This is a genomic window from Gandjariella thermophila (genome assembly GCF_005405885.1).
Taxonomy (GTDB): domain Bacteria; phylum Actinomycetota; class Actinomycetes; order Mycobacteriales; family Pseudonocardiaceae; genus Gandjariella; species Gandjariella thermophila.
In genome coordinates this window covers 70,757-90,508 of record NZ_BJFL01000001.1, presented here as the reverse complement: position 1 = coordinate 90,508, position 19,752 = coordinate 70,757, and the positions used below count along the sequence as shown (strand labels likewise).

At 73.7% G+C, this 19,752-nt stretch carries 20 protein-coding genes; 10 read left to right on the top strand and 10 right to left on the bottom strand.

What is annotated here, in order from left to right:
* Nucleotides 1-54: 54 nt before the first annotated feature.
* The 4 genes from FFT21_RS00445 to FFT21_RS00430 all read right to left on the bottom strand — a co-directional run bounded on the left by FFT21_RS00445 (nt 55) and on the right by FFT21_RS00430 (nt 3,833).
* Nucleotides 55-513 (bottom strand): hypothetical protein, encoded by a 459-nt coding sequence (locus FFT21_RS00445; RefSeq protein ID WP_137811685.1) that lies wholly within the window; start codon nt 511-513, stop codon nt 55-57.
* Between the two features lie 150 nt (nt 514-663).
* Nucleotides 664-1,524, bottom strand: coding sequence for an aldo/keto reductase (locus FFT21_RS00440; RefSeq protein ID WP_137811684.1), 861 nt, complete (start codon nt 1,522-1,524; stop codon nt 664-666).
* Nucleotides 1,525-1,667: 143 nt separating this feature from the next.
* Nucleotides 1,668-3,032: a pyridoxal phosphate-dependent decarboxylase family protein gene (locus FFT21_RS00435; protein WP_137811683.1), complete on the bottom strand. Its 1,365-nt coding sequence runs from the start codon at nt 3,030-3,032 to the stop codon at nt 1,668-1,670.
* 231 nt (nt 3,033-3,263) lie between these two features.
* Complete coding sequence (locus FFT21_RS00430) at nt 3,264-3,833, bottom strand: MarR family winged helix-turn-helix transcriptional regulator (protein WP_192909317.1); 570 nt, start codon at nt 3,831-3,833, stop codon at nt 3,264-3,266.
* Between the two features lie 190 nt (nt 3,834-4,023).
* On the opposite strand from FFT21_RS00430, the gene FFT21_RS00425 reads away from it, so the two are divergent.
* The 3 genes from FFT21_RS00425 (at nt 4,024) to FFT21_RS00415 (ending at nt 6,423) form a co-directional block, all read left to right on the top strand.
* Entirely contained in the window at nt 4,024-4,527 is a 504-nt protein-coding gene (locus FFT21_RS00425; RefSeq protein WP_137811681.1) for a DUF2231 domain-containing protein, read from the top strand.
* Nucleotides 4,528-4,790: 263 nt separating this feature from the next.
* Nucleotides 4,791-5,237 (top strand): hypothetical protein, encoded by a 447-nt coding sequence (locus tag FFT21_RS00420; RefSeq protein WP_137811680.1) that lies wholly within the window; start codon nt 4,791-4,793, stop codon nt 5,235-5,237.
* Between the two features lie 112 nt (nt 5,238-5,349).
* Nucleotides 5,350-6,423 carry a DNA polymerase IV gene (locus FFT21_RS00415; RefSeq protein WP_137811679.1) on the top strand — a complete coding sequence of 358 codons (1,074 nt, stop codon included), beginning with the start codon at nt 5,350-5,352 and terminating at the stop codon, nt 6,421-6,423.
* A 31-nt stretch (nt 6,424-6,454) separates the two neighbouring features.
* Here the strand turns inward: FFT21_RS00415 and FFT21_RS00410 are convergent, their stop codons facing one another.
* Together FFT21_RS00410 and FFT21_RS00405 are read right to left on the bottom strand one after the other, a co-directional pair.
* Nucleotides 6,455-7,831, bottom strand: a complete 1,377-nt coding sequence (locus FFT21_RS00410; protein ID WP_192909316.1) for a serine/threonine-protein kinase — start codon at nt 7,829-7,831, stop codon at nt 6,455-6,457.
* A gap of 111 nt (nt 7,832-7,942) precedes the next feature.
* Nucleotides 7,943-9,337: an acyl-CoA synthetase gene (locus tag FFT21_RS00405; protein ID WP_371856691.1), complete on the bottom strand. Its 1,395-nt coding sequence runs from the start codon at nt 9,335-9,337 to the stop codon at nt 7,943-7,945.
* A gap of 180 nt (nt 9,338-9,517) precedes the next feature.
* Between FFT21_RS00405 and FFT21_RS00400 the strand changes: the two genes are divergently transcribed.
* The gene (locus FFT21_RS00400; protein ID WP_137811677.1) at nt 9,518-11,344 is read left to right on the top strand and encodes a CocE/NonD family hydrolase; all 1,827 of its coding nucleotides are present in this window, start codon (nt 9,518-9,520) and stop codon (nt 11,342-11,344) included.
* A 190-nt stretch (nt 11,345-11,534) separates the two neighbouring features.
* On the opposite strand, the gene FFT21_RS00395 is transcribed toward FFT21_RS00400, so the two are convergent.
* Complete coding sequence (locus FFT21_RS00395) at nt 11,535-12,518, bottom strand: sigma-70 family RNA polymerase sigma factor (RefSeq protein WP_137811952.1); 984 nt, start codon at nt 12,516-12,518, stop codon at nt 11,535-11,537.
* A 159-nt stretch (nt 12,519-12,677) separates the two neighbouring features.
* A complete protein-coding gene (locus FFT21_RS00390) occupies nt 12,678-13,376 on the bottom strand; it encodes a DUF2267 domain-containing protein (protein ID WP_137811676.1) in 699 nt (232 codons plus the stop codon).
* A 508-nt stretch (nt 13,377-13,884) separates the two neighbouring features.
* On the opposite strand from FFT21_RS00390, the gene FFT21_RS00385 reads away from it, so the two are divergent.
* The 5 genes from FFT21_RS00385 to FFT21_RS00365 all read left to right on the top strand — a co-directional run bounded on the left by FFT21_RS00385 (nt 13,885) and on the right by FFT21_RS00365 (nt 16,979).
* Nucleotides 13,885-14,682: a helix-turn-helix domain-containing protein gene (locus tag FFT21_RS00385; protein ID WP_137811675.1), complete on the top strand. Its 798-nt coding sequence runs from the start codon at nt 13,885-13,887 to the stop codon at nt 14,680-14,682.
* Between the two features lie 4 nt (nt 14,683-14,686).
* Entirely contained in the window at nt 14,687-15,073 is a 387-nt protein-coding gene (locus FFT21_RS00380; protein WP_137811674.1) for a VOC family protein, read from the top strand.
* Between the two features lie 73 nt (nt 15,074-15,146).
* Complete coding sequence (locus tag FFT21_RS00375; RefSeq protein ID WP_137811673.1) at nt 15,147-16,262, top strand: WD40/YVTN/BNR-like repeat-containing protein; 1,116 nt, start codon at nt 15,147-15,149, stop codon at nt 16,260-16,262.
* Nucleotides 16,259-16,555, top strand: a complete 297-nt coding sequence (locus FFT21_RS00370) for a MoaD/ThiS family protein (RefSeq protein WP_137811672.1) — start codon at nt 16,259-16,261, stop codon at nt 16,553-16,555. Before FFT21_RS00375 ends, FFT21_RS00370 begins: the two co-directional genes overlap by 4 nt.
* A 136-nt stretch (nt 16,556-16,691) precedes the next feature.
* Nucleotides 16,692-16,979, top strand: a complete 288-nt coding sequence (locus tag FFT21_RS00365) for a LysR substrate-binding domain-containing protein (RefSeq protein WP_225977995.1) — start codon at nt 16,692-16,694, stop codon at nt 16,977-16,979.
* Nucleotides 16,980-17,004: 25 nt separating this feature from the next.
* Here the strand turns inward: FFT21_RS00365 and FFT21_RS00360 are convergent, their stop codons facing one another.
* Nucleotides 17,005-18,087, bottom strand: coding sequence for an NAD-dependent epimerase/dehydratase family protein (locus tag FFT21_RS00360; RefSeq protein WP_137811670.1), 1,083 nt, complete (start codon nt 18,085-18,087; stop codon nt 17,005-17,007).
* A 109-nt stretch (nt 18,088-18,196) separates the two neighbouring features.
* On the opposite strand from FFT21_RS00360, the gene FFT21_RS00355 reads away from it, so the two are divergent.
* A complete protein-coding gene (locus FFT21_RS00355; protein WP_192909315.1) occupies nt 18,197-18,895 on the top strand; it encodes a DUF998 domain-containing protein in 699 nt (232 codons plus the stop codon).
* Nucleotides 18,896-19,050: 155 nt separating this feature from the next.
* Here FFT21_RS00355 and FFT21_RS00350 read toward each other — a convergent pair whose 3' ends face one another.
* On the bottom strand, nt 19,051-19,695 hold the full coding sequence (locus FFT21_RS00350) for a LysE family translocator (protein WP_137811668.1): 645 nt from the start codon (nt 19,693-19,695) through the stop codon (nt 19,051-19,053).
* Nucleotides 19,696-19,752 lie beyond the last annotated feature (57 nt).

The following is a 19,752-nucleotide window of genomic DNA, read 5'->3' as shown; positions in this document are numbered from 1 at the left end:
TCGACGGCGGCCCGTGAGGGCCGCCGTCGATCTGTGCGTGGCTGCCGCGGTGGGCTACCGCTCCGCCGCCTGGTCGGTACCGGCGGCCGCGGGGCCGGCACGGGGCGCGGTGGACACCACACCGTCCAGGATGGACACGAGGCAGGCCACGTCGCGGTGGAACTCGCGCAGCCGGGCGCCGGTCGGTGCGGGATGGCAGGACCAGTTCTGCACGAAGGACCGGCACACGCCGACCAGCCAGCGCGCCACCGCCGGTGCGGTACCCGGATACACCGGTTCCCAGGGCGGAAGCAGCGCGAGGCTCACCTTGTCGGCCAACCGATCGATCTGCCGCACCGTGCGCGGCACGCACACCCGGTCGGTCTCCCGCGGGGCCTCCGCCCCGCCGGACTCGGGCGCCACGGTCATCGCGGGGCTGTCGACGAGCACGGCCCGCAGGCGCAGCCATAAGTCGCGATCACTGGCCGTCGCCGCGCGATTATCGTCCGTCCTCGGGTCGTACCCCGTCGTCATGGCGACTTAGATTAATCCGTGCACCGGTATCCACGGAAGGCATTCCCCGGCGCGTCAAGGTCCCACGCGACGTCCACCCGTTGGGCCAATCGGCCCCCGAGCCGGCGACCTGCTGGTCCACCCGGCGTGCGGCGCGGGAACCACCGGCCACTACGCCGCATCGAGGCGAGCCACCTCCTCGGCGGACAGCTCCAGCTCCACAGCGGCGGCCGAGTCGCGGATCGTCTGCGGCCGCGAGGCACCCGGAATCGGGATGACCACCGGCGCCTTGGCCAGCATCCAGGCCAGGCACACCCGCTGGGGGCTGATCCCGTGCGCGCGGGCGACCTCGGCGAACACCGCGAACCGGGAGCCCATCTCGGCGGCTCGGCTGATACCGCCCAGCGGGCTCCACGGGAGGAAGGCGATGCCCAGCTCCGCGCACAGCCGCAGCTCCGGCTCGCTGGACCGGAACGCGGGCGAGAACTGGTTCTGCACGCTGGCCAGCCGGCCACCGAGAATCTCGTTGGCCTGGCGGATCTGGTCCGGGTTGGCGTTGGAGATGCCCGCGAACCGGATCTTGCCCTCGTCCAGCAGATCGCGCAGCGCGCCGACCGACTCCGCGTAGGGCACCCGCGGGTCCGGCCGGTGGAACTGGTACAGCCCGATGGCGTCCACGCCGAGCCGCTTCAGCGAGCCCTCGCACGCCCGCCTGAGGTGCTCCGGTGAGCCGTCCAGCGTCCACGAACCGTCCCCGTGGCGCAGATGCCCGCCCTTGGTGGCGACCAGCACGTTGGAGGTGTCGCCGCCGTAGCTGGCCAGGGCGCGGGCGATCAGCGCCTCGTTGTGGCCGACCTCCCCCGGGTCACGGTGGTAGGCGTCGGCGGTGTCGATCAGCGTCACGCCGGCGTCCAGCGCGGCGTGGATGGTGGCCAGTGACCGCTGCTGGTCGGGCCGACCCTCGAGCGACATCGGCATGGCGCCGAGGCCGATCGCGCTCACCGGTGCGTCGCCGATGTGGCGAACCTGCATGCGTGTCCCTCCTGACGGTGACGGCTTGCTGCCGAACGTCAGCCTGCTCCCCCGCGAGGAGGCTGTCCAACAGGCGGCCGGATAGCGCGCCGTCAGCGTCCGGCGGTCGGCGGAGCCGGCAGGGAGCGGCCGTGCCGTACCGGTCAGCCTCGGGCCAGCTCGACCAGGCGCTCGTGCAGGTGGTCGACGTAGTCCTCGCACTCCGGCTTCATCAGCACGCTGCGCAGGATGCGGGCGGCGCCGATGTCGGGGGTGATGTCCGGGTGGCGGCGGGCCAGGCTGGCGGCGTCGACGCGGAGGGTGCTGAGGAACACCGGGTCCTTCTCGGCGGTCATGCCCTCGGCCAGCATACGGGCGCTGGCGGTGTCGATGCCGGACATCGTCTCTTCCGCGGTGGTCGGGAAGTAGCTGACGATGTCCAGTTCCGGGGGCTGGTAGAGGCGCAGCTCGTCGGACCGGTCGATCAGCTCCGCCCAGTGCAGCGCGGCCCGGCGGGTGGCGGCGAGCACCCGGCCGAGCCCGTCCCGGGTGGGCGGCAGCAGCCGGAAGGTCAACCACAGCGCGGCGGCGGCCGCACCGGCCCTCGAGCATTCCAGGCTGATCTCACCGAGGTGCATCTCGCCGGAGGTGAAGTAGGTATACGGGGAGTCGTGCAGGTAGAAGCGGCCGACGGCCGGGTCGGCGAACAGCACGGCGCCGCAGCCGTAGGGCTGCAACCCGTGCTTGTGCGGGTCGACCACGACGGAGTCACAGGCCGCGATCGCCCGCCACGGCGCCGCGGGCAGCCCCTCCGGGCCGTCGGCGCCCGCCAGCAGGGTGAAGAACCCGCCGTAGGCGGCGTCCACGTGCAGGCGCACCCCGTACCGCTCGCGCAGCGCCAGTGCCTGGTCGATCGGCTCGACCGCGCCGAGCCCGGTGGTGCCGGCGGTGAGCACCACGGTGCCCACCTGGCCGGTGCGCAGCAGGTCCTCCAGCGCGTCCAGATCCATCCGGCCGCGGTCGTCCACCGGTACCTCGTGCCCGTCCATACCCAGCACCCGGCACATCCGCTCGTGCGTGTAATGCGCCTCGGCGCCGTAGGCGACGCCCCGCCCCGGGTGCGACTCCCTGGCCACGAACAGTGCCTCCAGGTTGGCGATGGTGCCGCTGGTGGTGAGGTGGCCGAGGTGGGTTTCCATGCCGAACATGGCGGCGAGTTGCGCCACCGCCTCGCGTTCCATGGCGGCGGTGGCCGGGCCGCCGTCCAGCGCGTGGTTGTTCGGGTTGACCAGCATCGCGGCCAGGTAGCCGACCGTCGCGGCCGGGTGCGGCGGCTTGAGCATCTGGCCGGCGTAGCGCGGGTGGAAGAAGGGGTAGTTGTCCGCGAGCCGCGCGGTGAACTCCTCGAACGCCGCCGTGAACCGGGTGTCGTCGATCTGCAGCGACGGGTGCGGCCGGACCGGGTCGAACCCGGCCGACCAGGCCTCGTTGGCGGTCACCGCGGCATCCAGCCAGCGTCGCAGGTCCATGGTCGCTCCCGTCGACGCGCCCGGGACAGCGGGAGGTCGGTGCCGCCCTGGCGCGTGGCCGCCCCCGGAGCGCCCCGTCGCCGCCGAGGCGGGTGGACCGCACCTCGTCCGAGGTGGACGGTGCGCACCGGCACCGGTGCTTCGACGATACGGTTCGTCGGCACAGCCGGCAATTAGTTTGACTCCAAATAAATTAGCGTGGACCGGCGGCGTTGGTCAAGCACGGGCGGCTCAGCCCCGGCGCCGCCGGCCGCTGCGGCGCGGTGGGAAGCCGCCGGCGTGCAGTTCGGCGCGGCGCCGCTCGCCCTGCTCCTCGAGGTGGGTGATGATCGTGCGCAGCGAGTCGGCGAGCCGGGTGCACTCCGCCACGCTGAGCTGGTCGGTGACGAACGCCTCCTCCGCGTTGAAGGCGGGGAACAGGGTGTGCATCAGCGTCTCGCCCTGCTCGGTGAGAGCCAGCAGCACCAGCCGCCCGTCCTCGGGATGCCGGCTGCGGGTGAGCAGGCCACGCGATTCGAGGGTCTTCACCACCCCGGTCAGCGTGCCCTTGGTGATGCCGGCCTCCGCCGCGACATGGTGGGTCTCCTTCCGCCCCCAGATCCACACCACCCACAGCACCACGAACGCGGTCCAGGTGAGGTCGGCGGCGCGCAGCACCGAGTTCTCGAAGTGCTGCCGGACCGCCATCGCGGCGCGGTGCAGGTTGGAGATGGCATCCATCCGCTGCCACTGCAGCGGGATGTCGCCGAGCTTGTCGCGGACGGCCTGCTCCGTCTCGGCCAGCGTGTGATACCCGGTCAACCGACCCCCACCGTCAGCGCGTCCACGCCAGGCGGCGACGCGGAACTCGTATGCGGCGCACAGTATTCCACTCGGCCGGCTGCGCATCGGGTGTCGCGCCGTGTCCCGCCGCGGAGCGACACCGGCCGCGGTCAGCGGCGGCCGGAATGCCGCCTCGGCGGTGTCACATGTGCGGTGCTGTGATAGAGGCATGGCTACCGACCCCTCCGGCGGGCGGGCCGCGGGTGGCGCGAACGCGGTGCCGCGGCGCCGCCGCCCGCCGCTGCACCCGCTGCTGGTGACCGTGCCGATCGGCTGCTGGGCGGCGACGCTGGTGTTCGACATCGCCTCCCGGTACGCCGCCGTGCCCGCCACCTTCACCCGGGGCGCCATCTGGCTGCTGGGCATCGGCTTGGCCAGCGCCGTGGTGGCGGCGCTACCCGGGTTCGTCGACGCGATGCCGATCGGCTCGGGCACGCCGGCCCATCGGCTCACCCTCGCCCATATGGGCCTGGCGATCGGCGCCGTGGTGCTCTACGCCGTCGCCTACGTCCTGCAGGTGTCCGCGCCGGCCGGCCGCCCGGTGCCCGTGGCACTGGTCGTGTTCGCCGCCGCGAACCTGGTGGTGCTCGCCGCCGCCGGGTACGCCGGCGGGGTGCTGGCCCACCGGCACGGTGTCGCGATGACCGGATCATCACCCGTTGGGGAGCGCTGACGTGGAAACGTCGGCGGTGTCCGCCACGATGGACACCATGGGCGGCGCCGGCGGGGAGGTCGGGTTATCCCGCGTCGACGGCGGGTAAGTAGGGCTCGGGCGGCCATCGCGCCCCGCAGCGGACCGCACGGGGCGACGAGTCCCGGCGGTCCACCCGTCAGGGCACGGACGGCCGAAGCGTCGGATGGCGTGAGAAGATCGACACCGCGACGCGGACGGACACACGCCAGATCGGTTTCGGCACGACGTGGGAAGGACAGCACATGCGAGTCCGTCGAGCACTGCGAGGGATCGTCCTGCTGGCCGCGGCGGCGCTGGGGGCGGCCGTCCCCTCCGCCTCGGCGGCGAGTCCGGCCACGTCGACTGCTCCGGCAGCGGCGGGAACGGTCCTGGTCAACTGTGAGCACCGGGCCGAGGTCCGGCCGGCCAACTTCCTGCTGGCCTGCGCGGACGGCACCCTGCGGCTGGACGGCATGCGCTGGACCCAGTGGGGTCCGCGCGCCGCCGTGGGTACCGGACAGCAGGTGGTCAACGACTGCGACCCCTACTGCGCGGCGGGGCACTACCACTCCTACCCGGTGCGGGTGACGCTGGACACCCCACGGCCGTGGCCCGGTCACCCAGGGTTGACCCACTACACCCAGTTGAACGTGGTCTACCTCGCCGGCCGACCCGCGATCGACGTGTCGCACACGGACCTGTGGGACTGACTCTCGGAGCGTGACGTGGTCCGCGCCGGAGGATGGCGGGGACCACGTCACGCTCGAGGTGTCTACCGTTCCGGCTCGGTCGCCGCCGCGCGGGCTGCCACATACTGAACGTGTGTCCGGTACGGCCTGGGTACTGCACGTCGACCTGGACGAGTTCATCGCCGCGGTCGAGATGGCCCGCCGGCCGGAGTTGCGGGGCCGGCCGGTGGTGGTCGGCGGCGCCGGCGATCCGACCCAGCGCGGCGTCGTGGCCACCGCCAACTACCGGGCCCGGGAGTTCGGCATCCAGTCCGGTATGCCGCTGCGCACCGCGGCCAAACGTTGCCCGGACGCGGTGTTCCTGCCCTCCGACCCGCCCGCCTACGAGGCCGTCTCCGCCCGCGTGATGGCCACTCTGCGCACCTTGCCGGTGATCGTCGAGGTGCTCGGCTGGGACGAGGCGTTCCTCGGCGCCACCACCGGCGACCCCGAGGGGCTGGCCGCCGACGTGCGGCGCGCGGTGACCGCGGAGACCGGGCTGTCCTGCTCGGTGGGCATCGGCGACAACAAGCTGCGCGCCAAGCTGGCCACCGGCTTCGCCAAACCGGCCGGGATCTACCGGCTCACCCGGGACAACTGGGTGGCGGTGATGGCGGACAAGCCCACCGACGCGCTGTGGGGCATCGGCCGCCGCACCGCGGCGAAGCTGGCCGATCTCGGCATCACCACGGTCGCCGACCTGGCCAGGGCCGACCCGGCCGCGCTGGCCGAGCGGTTCGGCCCGGCGATGGGGCCGTACTACCGGCTGCTCGCCCTCGGTGCCGGCGACACCGAGGTGGTGAGCACCCCGTACGTGCCGCGCTCCCGCAGCCGGGAGGTCACCTTCCAGCGGAACCTGACCGACCGGGCGGAGATCGACGCCCAGGTCGTGGCGCTGGCCCGGCGGGTCACCGAGGATGTGGTCGCGGAGGGCCGCCCGGCGGTGCGGGTGGCGGTGAAGGTGCGGTTCGCGCCGTTCGTCACCGAGACGCACGGCGTCACCCTGGACGGGCCGAGCAGCGACGCGGGCGTGATCGAGCGGGCGGCGCTCGCCGCGCTGGACCGCTTCGAGATCAACCGCCCGGTGCGCCTGCTCGGCGTGCGCGCCGAGTTCCCACCGACCGAGTCCGCCCAGCCCGCCGAAGCGGCGGAAGCCGCTGATCCCTGAGCATCACCGACTGGCTTGGCCACCGTCACGATCAGCCCAGCATCGAGGCGAGCACGAGCAGATCGGTCTGCAGGATGGTGGCGCGCTGGGCGGTGATGGCGCCGGACTCGCGGAGCCGCACGTGGATGCGCCGGATCAGGTCGTTGATCCGGTTTGTCGCATCGGTGCGCCGCCCGTCCGCCAGCTTGCCCTGCAGGTCGTCCACCCCGTTGCCGAGGTCCACGCTCACGTCCGAACGGATCTGGCCGGTCGCCGCACCCTCCTCCAGGGCCCGGCGCAGCGTGGCCAGCGCGGCGGCCGCGTTGCTCGGCACGGTGGCCGGGGGCCGTGGCTGCGGCGCCGCCGAACTGGTCGGCACCTGGGTGCGGGTGGCGATGGTGGGCGGCGGCGCGGCCACCACGGGCGCGGACCCGGGCGAGCCGGCGAGCAGCACCGCGGCGCCCGCGGCCAGCACCGCCACCGCCCCGGCCGTGGCGAGCAGCCACCGCTGGTGACGCACCGGCGGCCGGATCCGGCTCGGCACCGGCTGCCACAGGGTGGGCTCCTCCAGGCGGTCCACGGTGGGCGGGCTGCTCGGATCGGGCTGCCCCGCCATGGCCCGGCGGACCTCGGCGGCGAACGCGGCCGCGGACCGCGGCCGGTGCTCCGGGTTCTTCGCCAGCGCGTGCAGGCAGGCGTCGGCCAGGCCGGCGGGCACCCCGGCAGGCAGCGGGTCCGGCTTCCCGGTGGCGTAGGCGTGCAGCAGCGCGAGCGGGTTGCTGGCCCGGTACGGCGGCCGCCCGGCGAGCATCTCGTAGAGCACCACGCCCAGGGCGTACACGTCGCTGGCCGGGGTGCCGGGCCCGCCGGCGGCCCGCTCCGGGCTGAGGTAGGCCAGCGTGCCGACCAGCACGCCGGTGGTGGTCAGCCGGGCCTCCCAGGCGGTGGCGGCGATACCGAAGTCGAACACCTTCGGCCCGGTGCCGGTGAGCATGATGTTGGCCGGCTTGACGTCCCGGTGCACGATGCCGGCCTTGTGCGCCGCGTGCAGGCCGTCCGCGGCGCAGGCGATGATCTCGGCCGCCTCGGCGGGCGGGATCCGGCTCTCCCGCTGTAACCGGCGGCTGAGGGTCTGCCCGACCAGCAGCTCCATCACGATGAAGACCGAGTCGTCGCTCTCCGCGAAGTCCTGCACCCGCGCGATCCGCGGGTGGGCCAGCCGGGCCAGCGCCTGCGCCTCCCGGCGGAACCGCTGCCGCATGTCCTCCTTGGCCAGCAGCCCGTGGGCGAGCATCTTCACCGCCACGTCGCGGCCGAGGACCTCGTCGGTGGCCCGCCACACCTCACCCATACCGCCCTCGCCGATCCGGTCGCGCAGGCGGTAGCGGCCCGCGAGCAGCGTGCCCGCGTCCGGGTCCGTCATGGTCATGCCCAACCTCCGCTCGGTGGCGCCACGCACATCATCGCGGCGACCAGCGCCGAGCGCCAGCATGCGCAGGACCGCTGATCAGGCCGCTGACCTGCGTGAACCCGCCTGCGGTCAGGCCGTGCCGGAGGCGAGCGCCTTCTTCTGCACCTTGCCCATGGCGTTGCGCGGCAGGGACTCCACGATGCGCACCTCGCGGGGCCGCTTGTGCGCCGACAGTTGGCTGGCGACAAAGTCGATCACCGCGGCCGGGTCCAGGCCGGGGTCGCCGACCAGGTAGGCGACGATGCGCTGGCCGAGGTCGGCGTCCGGCGCGCCGACCACGGCGGCCTCGGCCACACCGGGATAGCTCAGCAGCGCCGCCTCCACCTCCCCGGCGCCGACCTTGTACCCGCCGGTCTTGATGATGTCCACCGACTGGCGGCCCACGATCCGGTGCCAGCCGTCCGCGTCGACCACGGCGGCGTCGCCGGTGCGGAACCACCCGTCGCCGGTGAAGCACTCCGCGGTCGCCTCCGGCCGGCCGAGGTAGCCCTGGAAGAGGGTGGCGCCGCGCACGTGCAGCTCGCCGACGCTCTGTCCGTCGGCGGGCACCGGCTCGCCCCGCTCGCCGCGCAGGCAGGTCTCCACCCCGGCGATCGGGGTGCCGACCCAGCCCACCCGGCGCTCCCCCTCGGCGCGCATCGCCACGGTGATCAGCGTCTCGGTCATGCCGTACCGCTCCACCGGCGCCTGACCGGTCAATGCCCGCAGTCGCTCGGCGTCCGGCACCGGCAACGGCGCGCTGCCGGAAACCAGCAGCCGCGCGCCCCGCAGCGCCTCGGCGCTGGCCGCGTCCTGGCCGATCCGCGACCAGATGGTGGGTACACCGAAGAACAACGTGCCGCCGGCGGCGGCCGCGGCGGCGTAGTTCTCCGGCCTGGGCCGCACGGTGTGGATCAGCGGGCTGCCCACCCGCAACGCGCCGAGCACGCCGAGGATCAGCCCGTGCACGTGGAACAGCGGCAGCCCGTGCACCAGCACGTCCTCCGGCGTCCACCGCCACGCGTCGGCGAGGCCGTCCAGCCCGGCGGCCAGTGCCCGGCGGGAGTGCACCGCGCCCTTGGGCGCGCCGGTGGTGCCGGAGGTGTACATCACCAGCGCCGTGCTGTCCGGGTCCGGCTCGGGGTGGCTCGCCGACGACCGCCCGCCCAGGTCGATCGGCACCACCGGGAGGTCGACGGCGTCGACCGGCTCGCCCAGCCACAGCCGCGCCCCGGAGTCGGTGAGGACGTGGTGTCGCTCGTGGGAGCCGGCGTCCGCCGGGACGGGCACCACCGGCACCCCGGCGATCAGGCAGCCGACCATGCCGACCACGGTGGCCGGGCTCGCCGTGGCGTGCAGGGCCACCATGCCGGCGCCGGCGACCTCGTCGGCGACCGCGGTGGCCGCGCCCCACAACGCCTCCCGGGACAGCCGGACGTCCCCGAACTGAATGGCCGGCCTCGACTGCGCCTGCGGCTCGGGCAGCAACACCGCGCTGTTCCTCCTCGTGACCTCGCCGCCCGCCGCGGGGCGGCCACGATCGGGCGTCTCGCCCCGATCCTCGCACCTCGGGCCACCCCCGGTCGCGGACCGGCGTAACCGCGCCGCGCCCGGCGCGTTGAACGGAACGCCCGCTTCGGGACCGCCTCACCGCAGGGAGGCCGGATGCGACCGCTGACCCGCCGCACCGCGCTGCTCGGGGCGCTCGCGTTACTGGCCACCCCGCCCGGCACGGCCGCGGCGGCGACCACGGCGATCACCCCCGACCCGGGCTACACGGTCCGCACCCTGCACTTCGCCGTGACGGTGGGGCCCGGCGGGGCGCAGCGCTGCGACATCGTCGGCGACCTCTACACCCCCGGCGGCGCCAGCGCCGCGCACCCCGTGCCGGCCGTCCTCACCACCAACGGTTTCGGCGGGTCCAAGGACGACCAGGCCGGCATCGCCGATTACCTCGCCGGCCACGGCTACGCGGTGCTGTCCTACTCCGGGCTGGGCTTCGGCGGCTCCGGCTGCAAGATCACCCTGGACGACCCGGACTGGGACGGCCGGGCCGCCAGCCAACTGGTCAGCTTCCTCGGCGGCGACACCGGCATCGGCTACGCCGACGCCGCGCACACCCAGCCGGTGCCCGCCCTGGACGTCGTGCGGCACGACCCGGTGGACCACGCCGGCCGGCACGACCGCGACGACCCGCGCGTGGGCATGATCGGCGGCTCCTACGGCGGCGAGGTGCAGTTCGCCGCCGCCTCGGTGGACCCCCGCATCGACACCCTCGTCCCCCTGATCACCTGGAACGACCTGTCCTACTCGCTCACCCCGAACAACACCGACCTGGCCGCCGGGGTCACCAGCGCCACGCCCGGCGTCACCAAGCTGACCTGGCCGCTGCTGTTCTTCTTCGAGGGCGCGGTGCTGGACAGCGCCCAGGGCTTCAGCAACGACCCGTCCCGCGTGATCGGCTGCCCCAACTTCACCGACGCGGTGTGCACCTCGCTGGCCGGGTCCGGCACTCTCGGCTACCCCACCCCGGACACGCTCGCCCTGCTGCGACACGCCTCGGTGGCCACCTACGCCGACCGCATCCCCATCCCGGTGCTGCTGGTGCAGGGTGAGAACGACACCCTGTTCAACCTCAACGAGGCGGTGGCCACCTACCGGACGCTCGCCGCGCGCGGCGTCCCGGTGAAGATGATCTGGCAGTCCTGGGGCCATTCCGGCGCCACCCCCGCCCCGGGGGAGGTGGACCTCAACCACCCCGACCCGGCCACCCAGTACGAGACCGCCCGGGTCGCCGCGTGGTTCGGCCACTACCTGGCCGGCGGCCCGGCGGACACCTCCCCGACGTTCGCCTACTTCCGCGACTGGGTGCCCTACACCGGCATCGCCACTCCCGCCTACGGCACCGCGGCCGGCTACCCGGTCGGCGCGGCACGCGGCTTCTACCTATCCGCGGACGGCCAACTGGTCACCGACCCGGCCCGGGTCCGGCCCGGGGCACAGCGTTTCGTCACGCCACCGGCCGGGTTCCCCACCAGTTCCTCGGGGATCGACGCGTTCTCCCCGAACGTGCCGCCGGATGTCAACCTGCCCGGCAGCTACGCGCAGTGGACCAGCGCGCCGCTGGCGCAGCCGATGGACGTGGTCGGCCAACCGGCGCTGAACGTGCTGGTGCAGGCGCCCACCGCGGCGCCGGCCGCACAGCTCGGCCCCGGCGGCGAACTCGTGCTGTTCACCAAGGTCTACGACGTGGCCCCGGACGGCACGGCGGCCCTGGTGCACAACCTGGTGGCGCCGGTGCGGATCGCCGACCCGACCCGGCGGGTGCGGATCACGCTGCCCGCGATCGCCCACGAGTTCGCCGCCGGGCACGCCGTCCGGGTGGTGCTGGCCAGCGGCGACCTCAACTACCGGGCCGGTCTCGCCGCCACCCCGGTCACCGTGGCCACCGGGGACACCGGGCAGGTGCTCACCCTGCCGGTGGTGGGCTGAACCCCGGTCACGCGCCGCTGCATCGGCCCGGCCACGTGTTCCCGCACGGTCCGCCACGCCTGAGCCACCTCGTCGCGGTGCTCCGGTTCCACCGGTGCACGGATCCCCCCGCTTTCGCCGGTCGTCGCGATGGCCACGCACGCCAGCCGGGCGGACGTTTCGGGAGTAGCCGAGACCGAGCCCGCCGTGCTCAGCTCGCCCAGGCCAGCAACCGCTGGCTGCGCCCGGGATCGCGCAACTGCGCCATCGCACGCCTTTCCAGTTGGCGTACCCCTTCCCGGGTCAGGCCAATGCGCCTGGCGACCTCCTGCAGCGTGCACGGCTCGCCGCCGTGCAGGCCGTAGCGCAGGCTCACCACCAGCGCCTCCCGCGGCGGCAACGTGTCGACCAGCGCCCGAACCTGCTCGCCGAGCGCCTGGAACTCCACCTCGTCGGCCGCCTGCAGCGCCTCGACGTCCTCGATGAGGTCGGCCAGCCGGGTCTCGCCGTCCTCGCCGACCTCGGTGTCCAGGCTCAGCGCCTCCCGGGCGATCCGGTGCAACTCGACCACCCGATCGACCGGAACACCCAACTCGGCGGCGGTTTCCTCGGCGGTCGGTTCGCGGTCCAGCCGGCGCTGGATCTGCTGCTCGACCCGGCGCAGCTTCATCACCTCGTCCACCACGTGCACCGGCAGCCGGATCGTGCGCTCCTGCATGGCCAGGCCCCGCTCGATCGACTGGCGAATCCACCACGTGGCGTAGGTGGAGAACTTGTAGCCCTTGGCGTAGTCGAACTTCTCCACCGCGCGGATCAGACCCAGGTTGCCCTCCTGGATCACGTCGAGCAGCGGTAATCCGCGGTGCGAGTACTTCTTCGCCACCGAGACCACCAGCCGCAGATTGGCCCGGACCATGTGGTCCTTGGCCCGCAAGCCCTCCCGGGCCACCTGCTCGAGGTCCCGCCGGTACCGGGGGGACAGGCGCCGCTCACCGGCCTCGGCCTGGCGCAGCAACTCGTCGGCGTACACCCCGGCCTCGATCCGCTTGGCCAGGTCGACCTCTTCCGCCGCCGACAGCAGTGCTGTCCTGCCCACCTCGTCCAGGTAGTGCCGCACCAGGTCGGGTTCGTTGTCGGACTGCCACGCTTCGGTTTGCCGCGCCCGCGGAGCCATCTTCTGGACCACCACCGTCATCGTTCCTGCCTGCCACGCCCGACCGTGCCCCGCGCCCGAGGTGATCCAGCCGGCGAGCAGGTCCGGCACCCTCGGGCACCGGGCCCGCCGCCGGGGCGCTCCGGCGAGGTGTTCAACGCTGCCACGTTGGACAACAACGCCGGAACCGACGACGGCGGTTCAGGCCATGCCCGCGCCGGCTTCCTGAATCGCGTCGTCCACCTGGTGCGCCAGGTCCACGTCGAGCCCGGTGACCCCGCCGACAGCCCGGGTACGAACGGTGAGCACCGCGGTGTCACCGTCCCGCCGGACCTCCGGGCCGCGGCCCCGGGCGCGGCGCAACGCGTCCAGCCGGTTCAGCACCCGGTCCAGGTTCTCCGGCGGCAGGGCCAGCGTCCGGGACAGCCCGCCGCTGTCGCCGGACCAGTCCGGCAGGCGGGACAGCTCCCGCCGCACCTCGTCGTCGGTCAGCCGCGCGGTGTGCCCGGTCGGGCCGGTGATGCCGCCCCCGGCGCCGGCGTCCCGCACGAGGTCACGCAGGTCGTCCGGAACGTGCAGCCGGTCCAGCAGCTCCGGCTCCTGCTCCACCAGCGCGGTGAGCACGGCCTGCGCCCGGTAGCGGGCCTGCTCCGGCGGGCGCCGTTCCAGCAGGGCCACCCGGCGGACGAAGTCGGTCTGCTCGCCCGGGCGGTGCACGCCCTCGATCGGGAAGTCGTCCCGCAGCTCGGTGGGCACCGCGTCCAGCAGGACTTTCCGTGTGTCGTCGTCCAGCGAGTGGGCCAGCGTGGTGATGGTCGCCTCGGCCGCGGCCCGCGCCTCCCCGGTGCCCAGACCGGTCATCCGGGACACTGTCGCGAGCAGTCGCTGATACTCCACCATCGGCACGCACCTCCACCCGCTCGCGTTCCCCTGATCCCCAGGGGACAAACGGCCGGCGAACGCCGGGGCGCGCCGGTTGACCTCGGCGATCGGCCGGGTGGGTGCGCAGCCGAACGCGAGGCGCCGCTCAGCGGTCCGGGACCTGCCCGAGGCCGCCACACCGGCCGCACGGCGATCCGTCCCTGGCCATGCCCGAGCCGTGGCACCGCGGGCATTCCTTCATCTTCACGTGCGGTCCGACCACTGGCCTACCCCTCCCCCGGCCGTCGTGAGACCAGGGTGGCCGGCCGACCGCCGGCGTGGTAGTGCCCGGTGGCGTGGTGTTGCGGTCGGTCGAATGGCCGCCGCCCGGCCGGCGCAGCGCATCATCCCCACCGCGACCGCGACCGCGACCACGTCCCCTGGCCTGGTCCGCCCTGGACACGCCGGGAACGCCGCGTTGTGTGGCGCCCGCCGCGGGGGCACGATGAGCGATGCCGCTTGCGCCGTTCGGGTGGGGGGTGTTGACGTGCGGGACGCCGTGATCGAGGCGGCACGCTTCCTCGCCGACCACACCGACCAGCCCATCACCCTCGGTGACGTCGCCGATCATGTCGGCTACAGCCCCTTCCACCTCGCCCGGTCCTTCGAGCGGCGGCTGGGCGTACCGCCCGGCCAGTTCCTCGCCGCGCACCGCTTCCAGCACGCCAAACGGCTGCTGCTGGCTGGCGACGACCGGGTCATCGACATCTGCCACGCCGTCGGGTTCACCTCGGTGGGCACCTTCACCGCCCGGTTCGCCGCCGCGGTCGGCGCCAGCCCGGTGGCCTTCCGGCGGCTGCCCGACGCGCTCGCGGACGCCCCACCGCGCCCGGTGCTCGTCCCGGGCAGCGCGCCGGGCGGCGGCGCCGTCGGCGGGTCGGTGCGACTCAGCCCGGCCGCGGCCGCGCTGCTCGGCGCGGGCGCCTCCGTGTACGTGGGCCTGTTCCCGCGCCGCGCCGCCCGCGGCTTCCCGGTCAGCGGGTCGCTGCTCGCCGGGGCCGGCGACTTCCTGCTCACCGACGTCCCGCCCGGCACCTACTGGGTGCTGGCCACCGCGCTGCCCGCCCGCGCCGACCTGCCCGCCCAACTGGTGCCGGCGACCAGCGTGGTCGGCGCCGCCCCCCGGCCGGTGCGGGTCACCGCGGCCGGCCAGTGCCACCACCGCGACGTGCACCTGGACGTGGCGCAGACCTGGCAGCCGCCGGTGCTGGTCGCGCTGCCGCCGCTGGCGTCGCCGCATGCGCAAGATTGGAGAAGACGGCGGCCGGAGCGGATTCTAGGGTGATCGCATGATGAGCCACCTGCACTCGACCACGATCATTGTCGGCGACCAGGAGGAAGCCCTCCGCTTCTACGTCGACACGCTCGGTTGGGAAAAGCGGGAGGACAACCAGATGGGACCCGTCATGCGGTTCCTGACCGTGGTCCCACCGGGTGAGAAAACCGGAATCGTGCTCGGCCAGCCCGAGGTGTACGGCCAGCAGCCGCCGTCCCGGGTCGGCGCGGAAGGCAACACCGGCATCTCGCTGATCACCTCGGACATCGCCGCCACCTACGCCGAACTGTCCGCCAGGGGCGTGACGTTCAAGAACCCGCCGGAGACGATGCCCTGGGGCGCGAAGGTCACCTGGTTCAGCGACCCGTTCGGCAACGAGTTCTTCCTCGTCGAGGAATGAACGGGCGGCAGGCACGGCGCGATTCGGCGACATTCGGCACAGCGAGGCGGGAAGAGCAGCGGGAGGAAACGGTATGAGCGGCGTGCGGGTACTGGTCGGCACCCGGAAGGGCGCGTTCGTGCTGAGCGCGGACGGCAGCCGAAGACAGTGGGACGTCAGCGGACCCCATTTCGGCGGATGGGAGATCTACCACCTGAAGGGCTCGTCGGCGGATCCGGACCGGATCTACGCGTCCCAGTCCAACGCCTGGTTCGGCCAGCTCATCCAGCGCTCGGACGACGGCGGCCGGACCTGGCACCCGGTGGGCAACGAGTTCGCCTACGACGGGGTGCCCGGCACCCACCAGTGGTACGACGGCACGCCGCACCCGTGGGAGTTCGCCCGTGTGTGGCACCTGGAACCGTCGCCGACCGACCCGGACACCGTCTACGCCGGGGTGGAGGACGCGGCCCTGTTCCGCTCCGCCGACGGCGGGCAGACCTGGCAGGAGCTACCCGGGCTGCGCGGCCACGACTCCGGATCGGCCTGGCAGCCCGGCGCCGGCGGCATGTGCCTGCACACCATCGTGCTCGACCCGAAGGAACCGGGCCGGATGTTCGTGGCGATCTCCGCCGCCGGGGCGTTCCGCAGCGACGACGCGGGCAAAACGTGGCGGCCGATCAACCGCGGCCTGCACTCCCAGGGCATCCCCGACCCGGACGCCGAGGTCGGTCACTGTGTGCACCGCATAGCCATGCACCGCTCCCGCCCCGAGGTGCTGTTCATGCAGAAGCACTGGGACGTGATGCGCAGCGACGACGCCGGCGAGACGTGGCGGGAGGTCAGCGGCAACCTGCCCACCGACTTCGGCTTCCCGATCGACGTGCACGCGCACGAGCCGGACACCGTCTACGTGGTGCCGATCAAGAGCGACTCCGAGCACTACCCGCCGGAGGGCAGGCTGCGGGTGTACCGCAGCCGCAACGGCGGGGACGAGTGGCAGCCGCTGACCAACGGCCTGCCGCAACGCGACTGCTACGTCAACGTGCTGCGGGACGCCATGGCCGTCGACACGCTGGACGAGTGCGGAGTCTACTTCGGCACCACCGGCGGCCAGGTGTACGCCTCCGCCGACGCCGGAGACAGCTGGGCACCGATCGTCGAGCACCTGCCGCCGGTGCTGTCCGTGGAGGTGCAGACCCTGCCATGATCCGCGTCGTGCTTCCCGCGCACCTGCGCACGCTGGCCCACGTCGACGGCGAGGTGCGGCTGGAGGTTTCCGGACCAGCCACGCAGCGGTTGGTGATCGACACCCTGGAGGCCCGCTACCCGATGCTGCGCGGCACCATGCGCGACCCGGCCACCGGGCGGCGGCGGGCGTTTGTGCGGTTCTTCGCCTGCGAGCAGGACCTGTCCCACGAACCACCGGACGCGCCGCTGCCGGACGCGGTGGCCTCCGGGGCCGAACCATTCCTGGTCGTGGGAGCGATGGCGGGGGGATGACGCCCGCGCTTCGGGGTGCGCGGGCACGTCACCGATGCCGGTGCGAGCGCGGAGGGCCGCTCGTGCCGGCATCGCCTGTCCGCACACGGTCCCTGCCGACCAGACCCGATGGTCTGGGCCACCCACCGGTCGGTGGATGGCCCAGACCATCCGTCACGCCGGGGTCTCCGGCCGGTCCATGATCCGCAGCCAGCCGCCGTCCGGCTGCCGGCGGGCCACCGACCAGCCGATCGTCGTCGCGGCCGCCCCGGACCACGAACTCACCATGCACCGGGTGATCTCCCTGGATACCCTGCGCGGCCGCCCACTGATCAGCCTGCCCCACGGCACCGGCCCGCGCGCCCGGCTCGACGAGGGCTGCGCGGCCGGCTGGCGTTCGCCTGGCGCGCCGAGGGCCCGATCAGCCCGGCCGCACGGGCGCTGATCGAGCGGGCCCGGCTGACCACCCGTCAGGGCCGGCTACCCACCCCGGTGCGCAGCTCCTCCAGGCGACCACCGGGCAGCCGAGGCGCCAGCGGCGGCGTGGCCATGCCCGCGCCCTCCCGCAAACCGGTCAGGAACTCACCGATCGCGTCGGTGGCCCGGTACCGGGGCGTCCAGCCCAACTCCTCCCCCGCCCGGTCGGCGCTCATCAGCGGCAGCCGCAGCACCGCGTCGAACAGGCCCGGGGACGCCGGCACCGCGTGCATCCGCCAGGCCGCGGCCAGCGCGGCGCGGGCCACCCACGCCGGCATGCGCACCGTGCGCGCCCCCAGCAACTCGGCCAGCACCGGCGCGTCCAGCACCGGCTCGGCGGCGAGATTGAACGCGCCGCGCGCGTCGCCGAGCGCGGCCAACCGGTACGCCGCCGCGGCGTCCTCGGTGTGCAGAGCCTGCACCCGCAGCCCGGGCACATCGGGCACCAGCGGGATCAGTTCGCGGCGGGCCAGCCCACCGGGCAGCAACGGCCCCGCGAACAGCCGCCGCTGCTGCGTCGCGGACTCCCGCTTGAACAGGAACCCCGGTCGCATCCGCACCACCCGCACGCCCGGATGCCGCGGTTCGAAACCGTCGAGGTAGCGCTCCAGGTAGGCCTTCTCCCGGGGGTAGGCGGCGCCGGGCCAGCCGTGAGTGGGCCAGTCCTCACCGACCAGCCGGTGCTTCGGCCCCGGCGAGTACGCCCCCACCGAGGACGCGTACACCAGCGCCGGCACCCCCGTCCGCGCCACGGCCTCGAACACCCGGATGCTGCCCAGCACGTTGACCCGCCAGGTGGTGACCGGATCGTGCGTGGGCTGGAACAGCCAGGCCAGGTGGATCACCACATCCGCCCCGGTGACCAGCGGGTCCAGGTCGTCCTCGGCGACGTCCACGCACGCCCAGTCCAGCTTCGGGCAGGACCACTCCGGCCGGCGCCGGGCCGCCCCCACGATCGCCGCCACCCTCGGGTCCTCGCTGAGCGCCCGCACCACGCTGGTGCCCACGTTGCCGCTGGCCCCGGTGACCACCATGCGGACACTCCGCTCGTCAGGCGTGTTGCCGGCCCGGCTCATCGCTTGCCTCCCGCCGTGGTCGATCCGAGTCGCCCGGGGCGTACCCGCCGGGTCGGCGGCTCAACCCCGGACGCGGTTAGCGGCCCGGCGGGCGGGGCACACTGCTGGTGTGCTGCCACGCCAGCGGGAACCGGCACGGCCGGTAGCCACCGACGCCGCGCGCCGGGCCGGTGGCGTGGCACTCATCCTGGCGGGGACACTCGACGCCGGGTGGACCGTACTGGCCGGGTGGCGGAGCGGTCCGGCATGGCCGTGGTTGCTGTTCAGCGAGGTCGAGGTGGCCGGCCGGCCGTGGGCGTGGCTGTTCCGCGGCGGCTTCGTCGCCGCGGACCTCCTGGTCACGGCCGCTGCCGTGGCGCTGGCCGCGGTCGAGCCGGCGCGGTACCCGGGACCGTCCCGCGCGGCGGCGCGGATGCGCCTGGCATGGCTGGCGCTCGCGCTGTACGGGGCGGCTTCCACAGTGGACGAACTGGCCGGGATGAGCTGCGTGCCGCATGTCGACGCGGGCTGCGAGTTGCCGGTGGTGTCGCTGAGGGCGCCGTGGGTGGACCAGGCCCACGGGCTGGTCAGTGTGCTCGCCGTGCTGGGCCTGCTGGGATCGATGCTCGCGGTGAGCCTGGCCGGGCGGGAACATCCCCGTGGCGCGGCGCTGCGGTGGGCGCCCGGTTGGCTGGCGGCCGAGTTGACGGCCACGGTGGCGCTCGGCGCCTGCCTGCTGGCCGGTGGACCCACCGGCATGCCGCAGACGGCGGAGATGCTCGTCGAGGCCACCTGGCTGGCGCTGCTGGGTCGGCACGCCGTTACCTGAAAGCTGAGTGAACGTGAGTCCACTGTGCTCACAGCCAGCAGACGCGTCACCGCGCCGACGTTGACCCGAAGTTCCTTCCCGTGGCAGTACCCTCGGCGACGCGGCCCCATGAGAGGGCGGGTGCGTCACCCGCGGCGGCAACGCCCCGCACCCGGTCAGTGGATCGCGACGCGCACGCCCAAGCCGATCAGCGCGGCGCCCAGCATGGTTTCCTGCGCCCGCCGCATACGCGGCGAGCCGAGCAGGTGCCGGGCCCGGTTCACCGCGACCGCGGTCACGCTCAGCCAGGCCAGGCTGCACAGCAGCGTGATGGTGGCCAGTGCCAGCGCGATCGGTACCGCCGCCGACGGCCGGCCCAGCGGAATGAACTGCGGCAGGGTTGCCACGAAGAACAGGGTCGCCTTCGGGTTGGTCAGGTCGGTGAGCAGGCCCTGCACGAACGGCTTGCCGCGGCGGACCGCGACGTCACCCAGCGGCGCCTCGGCCGCGATCTCGTGCTGCGGGGTCTCGCCACCGCGCCACCAGGTCAACCACAGCGACCGGGCACCCAGCACGATCAGCAGCACCGCGCCGGCCAGTCTCATCGCCTGGTACGCGGCCGCGCTACGCAACAGCAGTTCGGCGACACCCACCGCGACCGCGGTCGCGTGCACCAGCAGACCTGCCGCGCATCCCACCGCCGTGAACAGCCCGGCCCGGGTGCCGCCGTGCAACGCGCTGCGCACCACCACCGCGGTGTCCAGCCCGGGAGTCAGCGCTATCAACACGCACAGACCGACGTAAGGCAATAACTGGCTCATCGGCGGATCGTCACCCTTCCGTGTGGGCACAAAAGGCGTTCGCGTACATGCCCATGG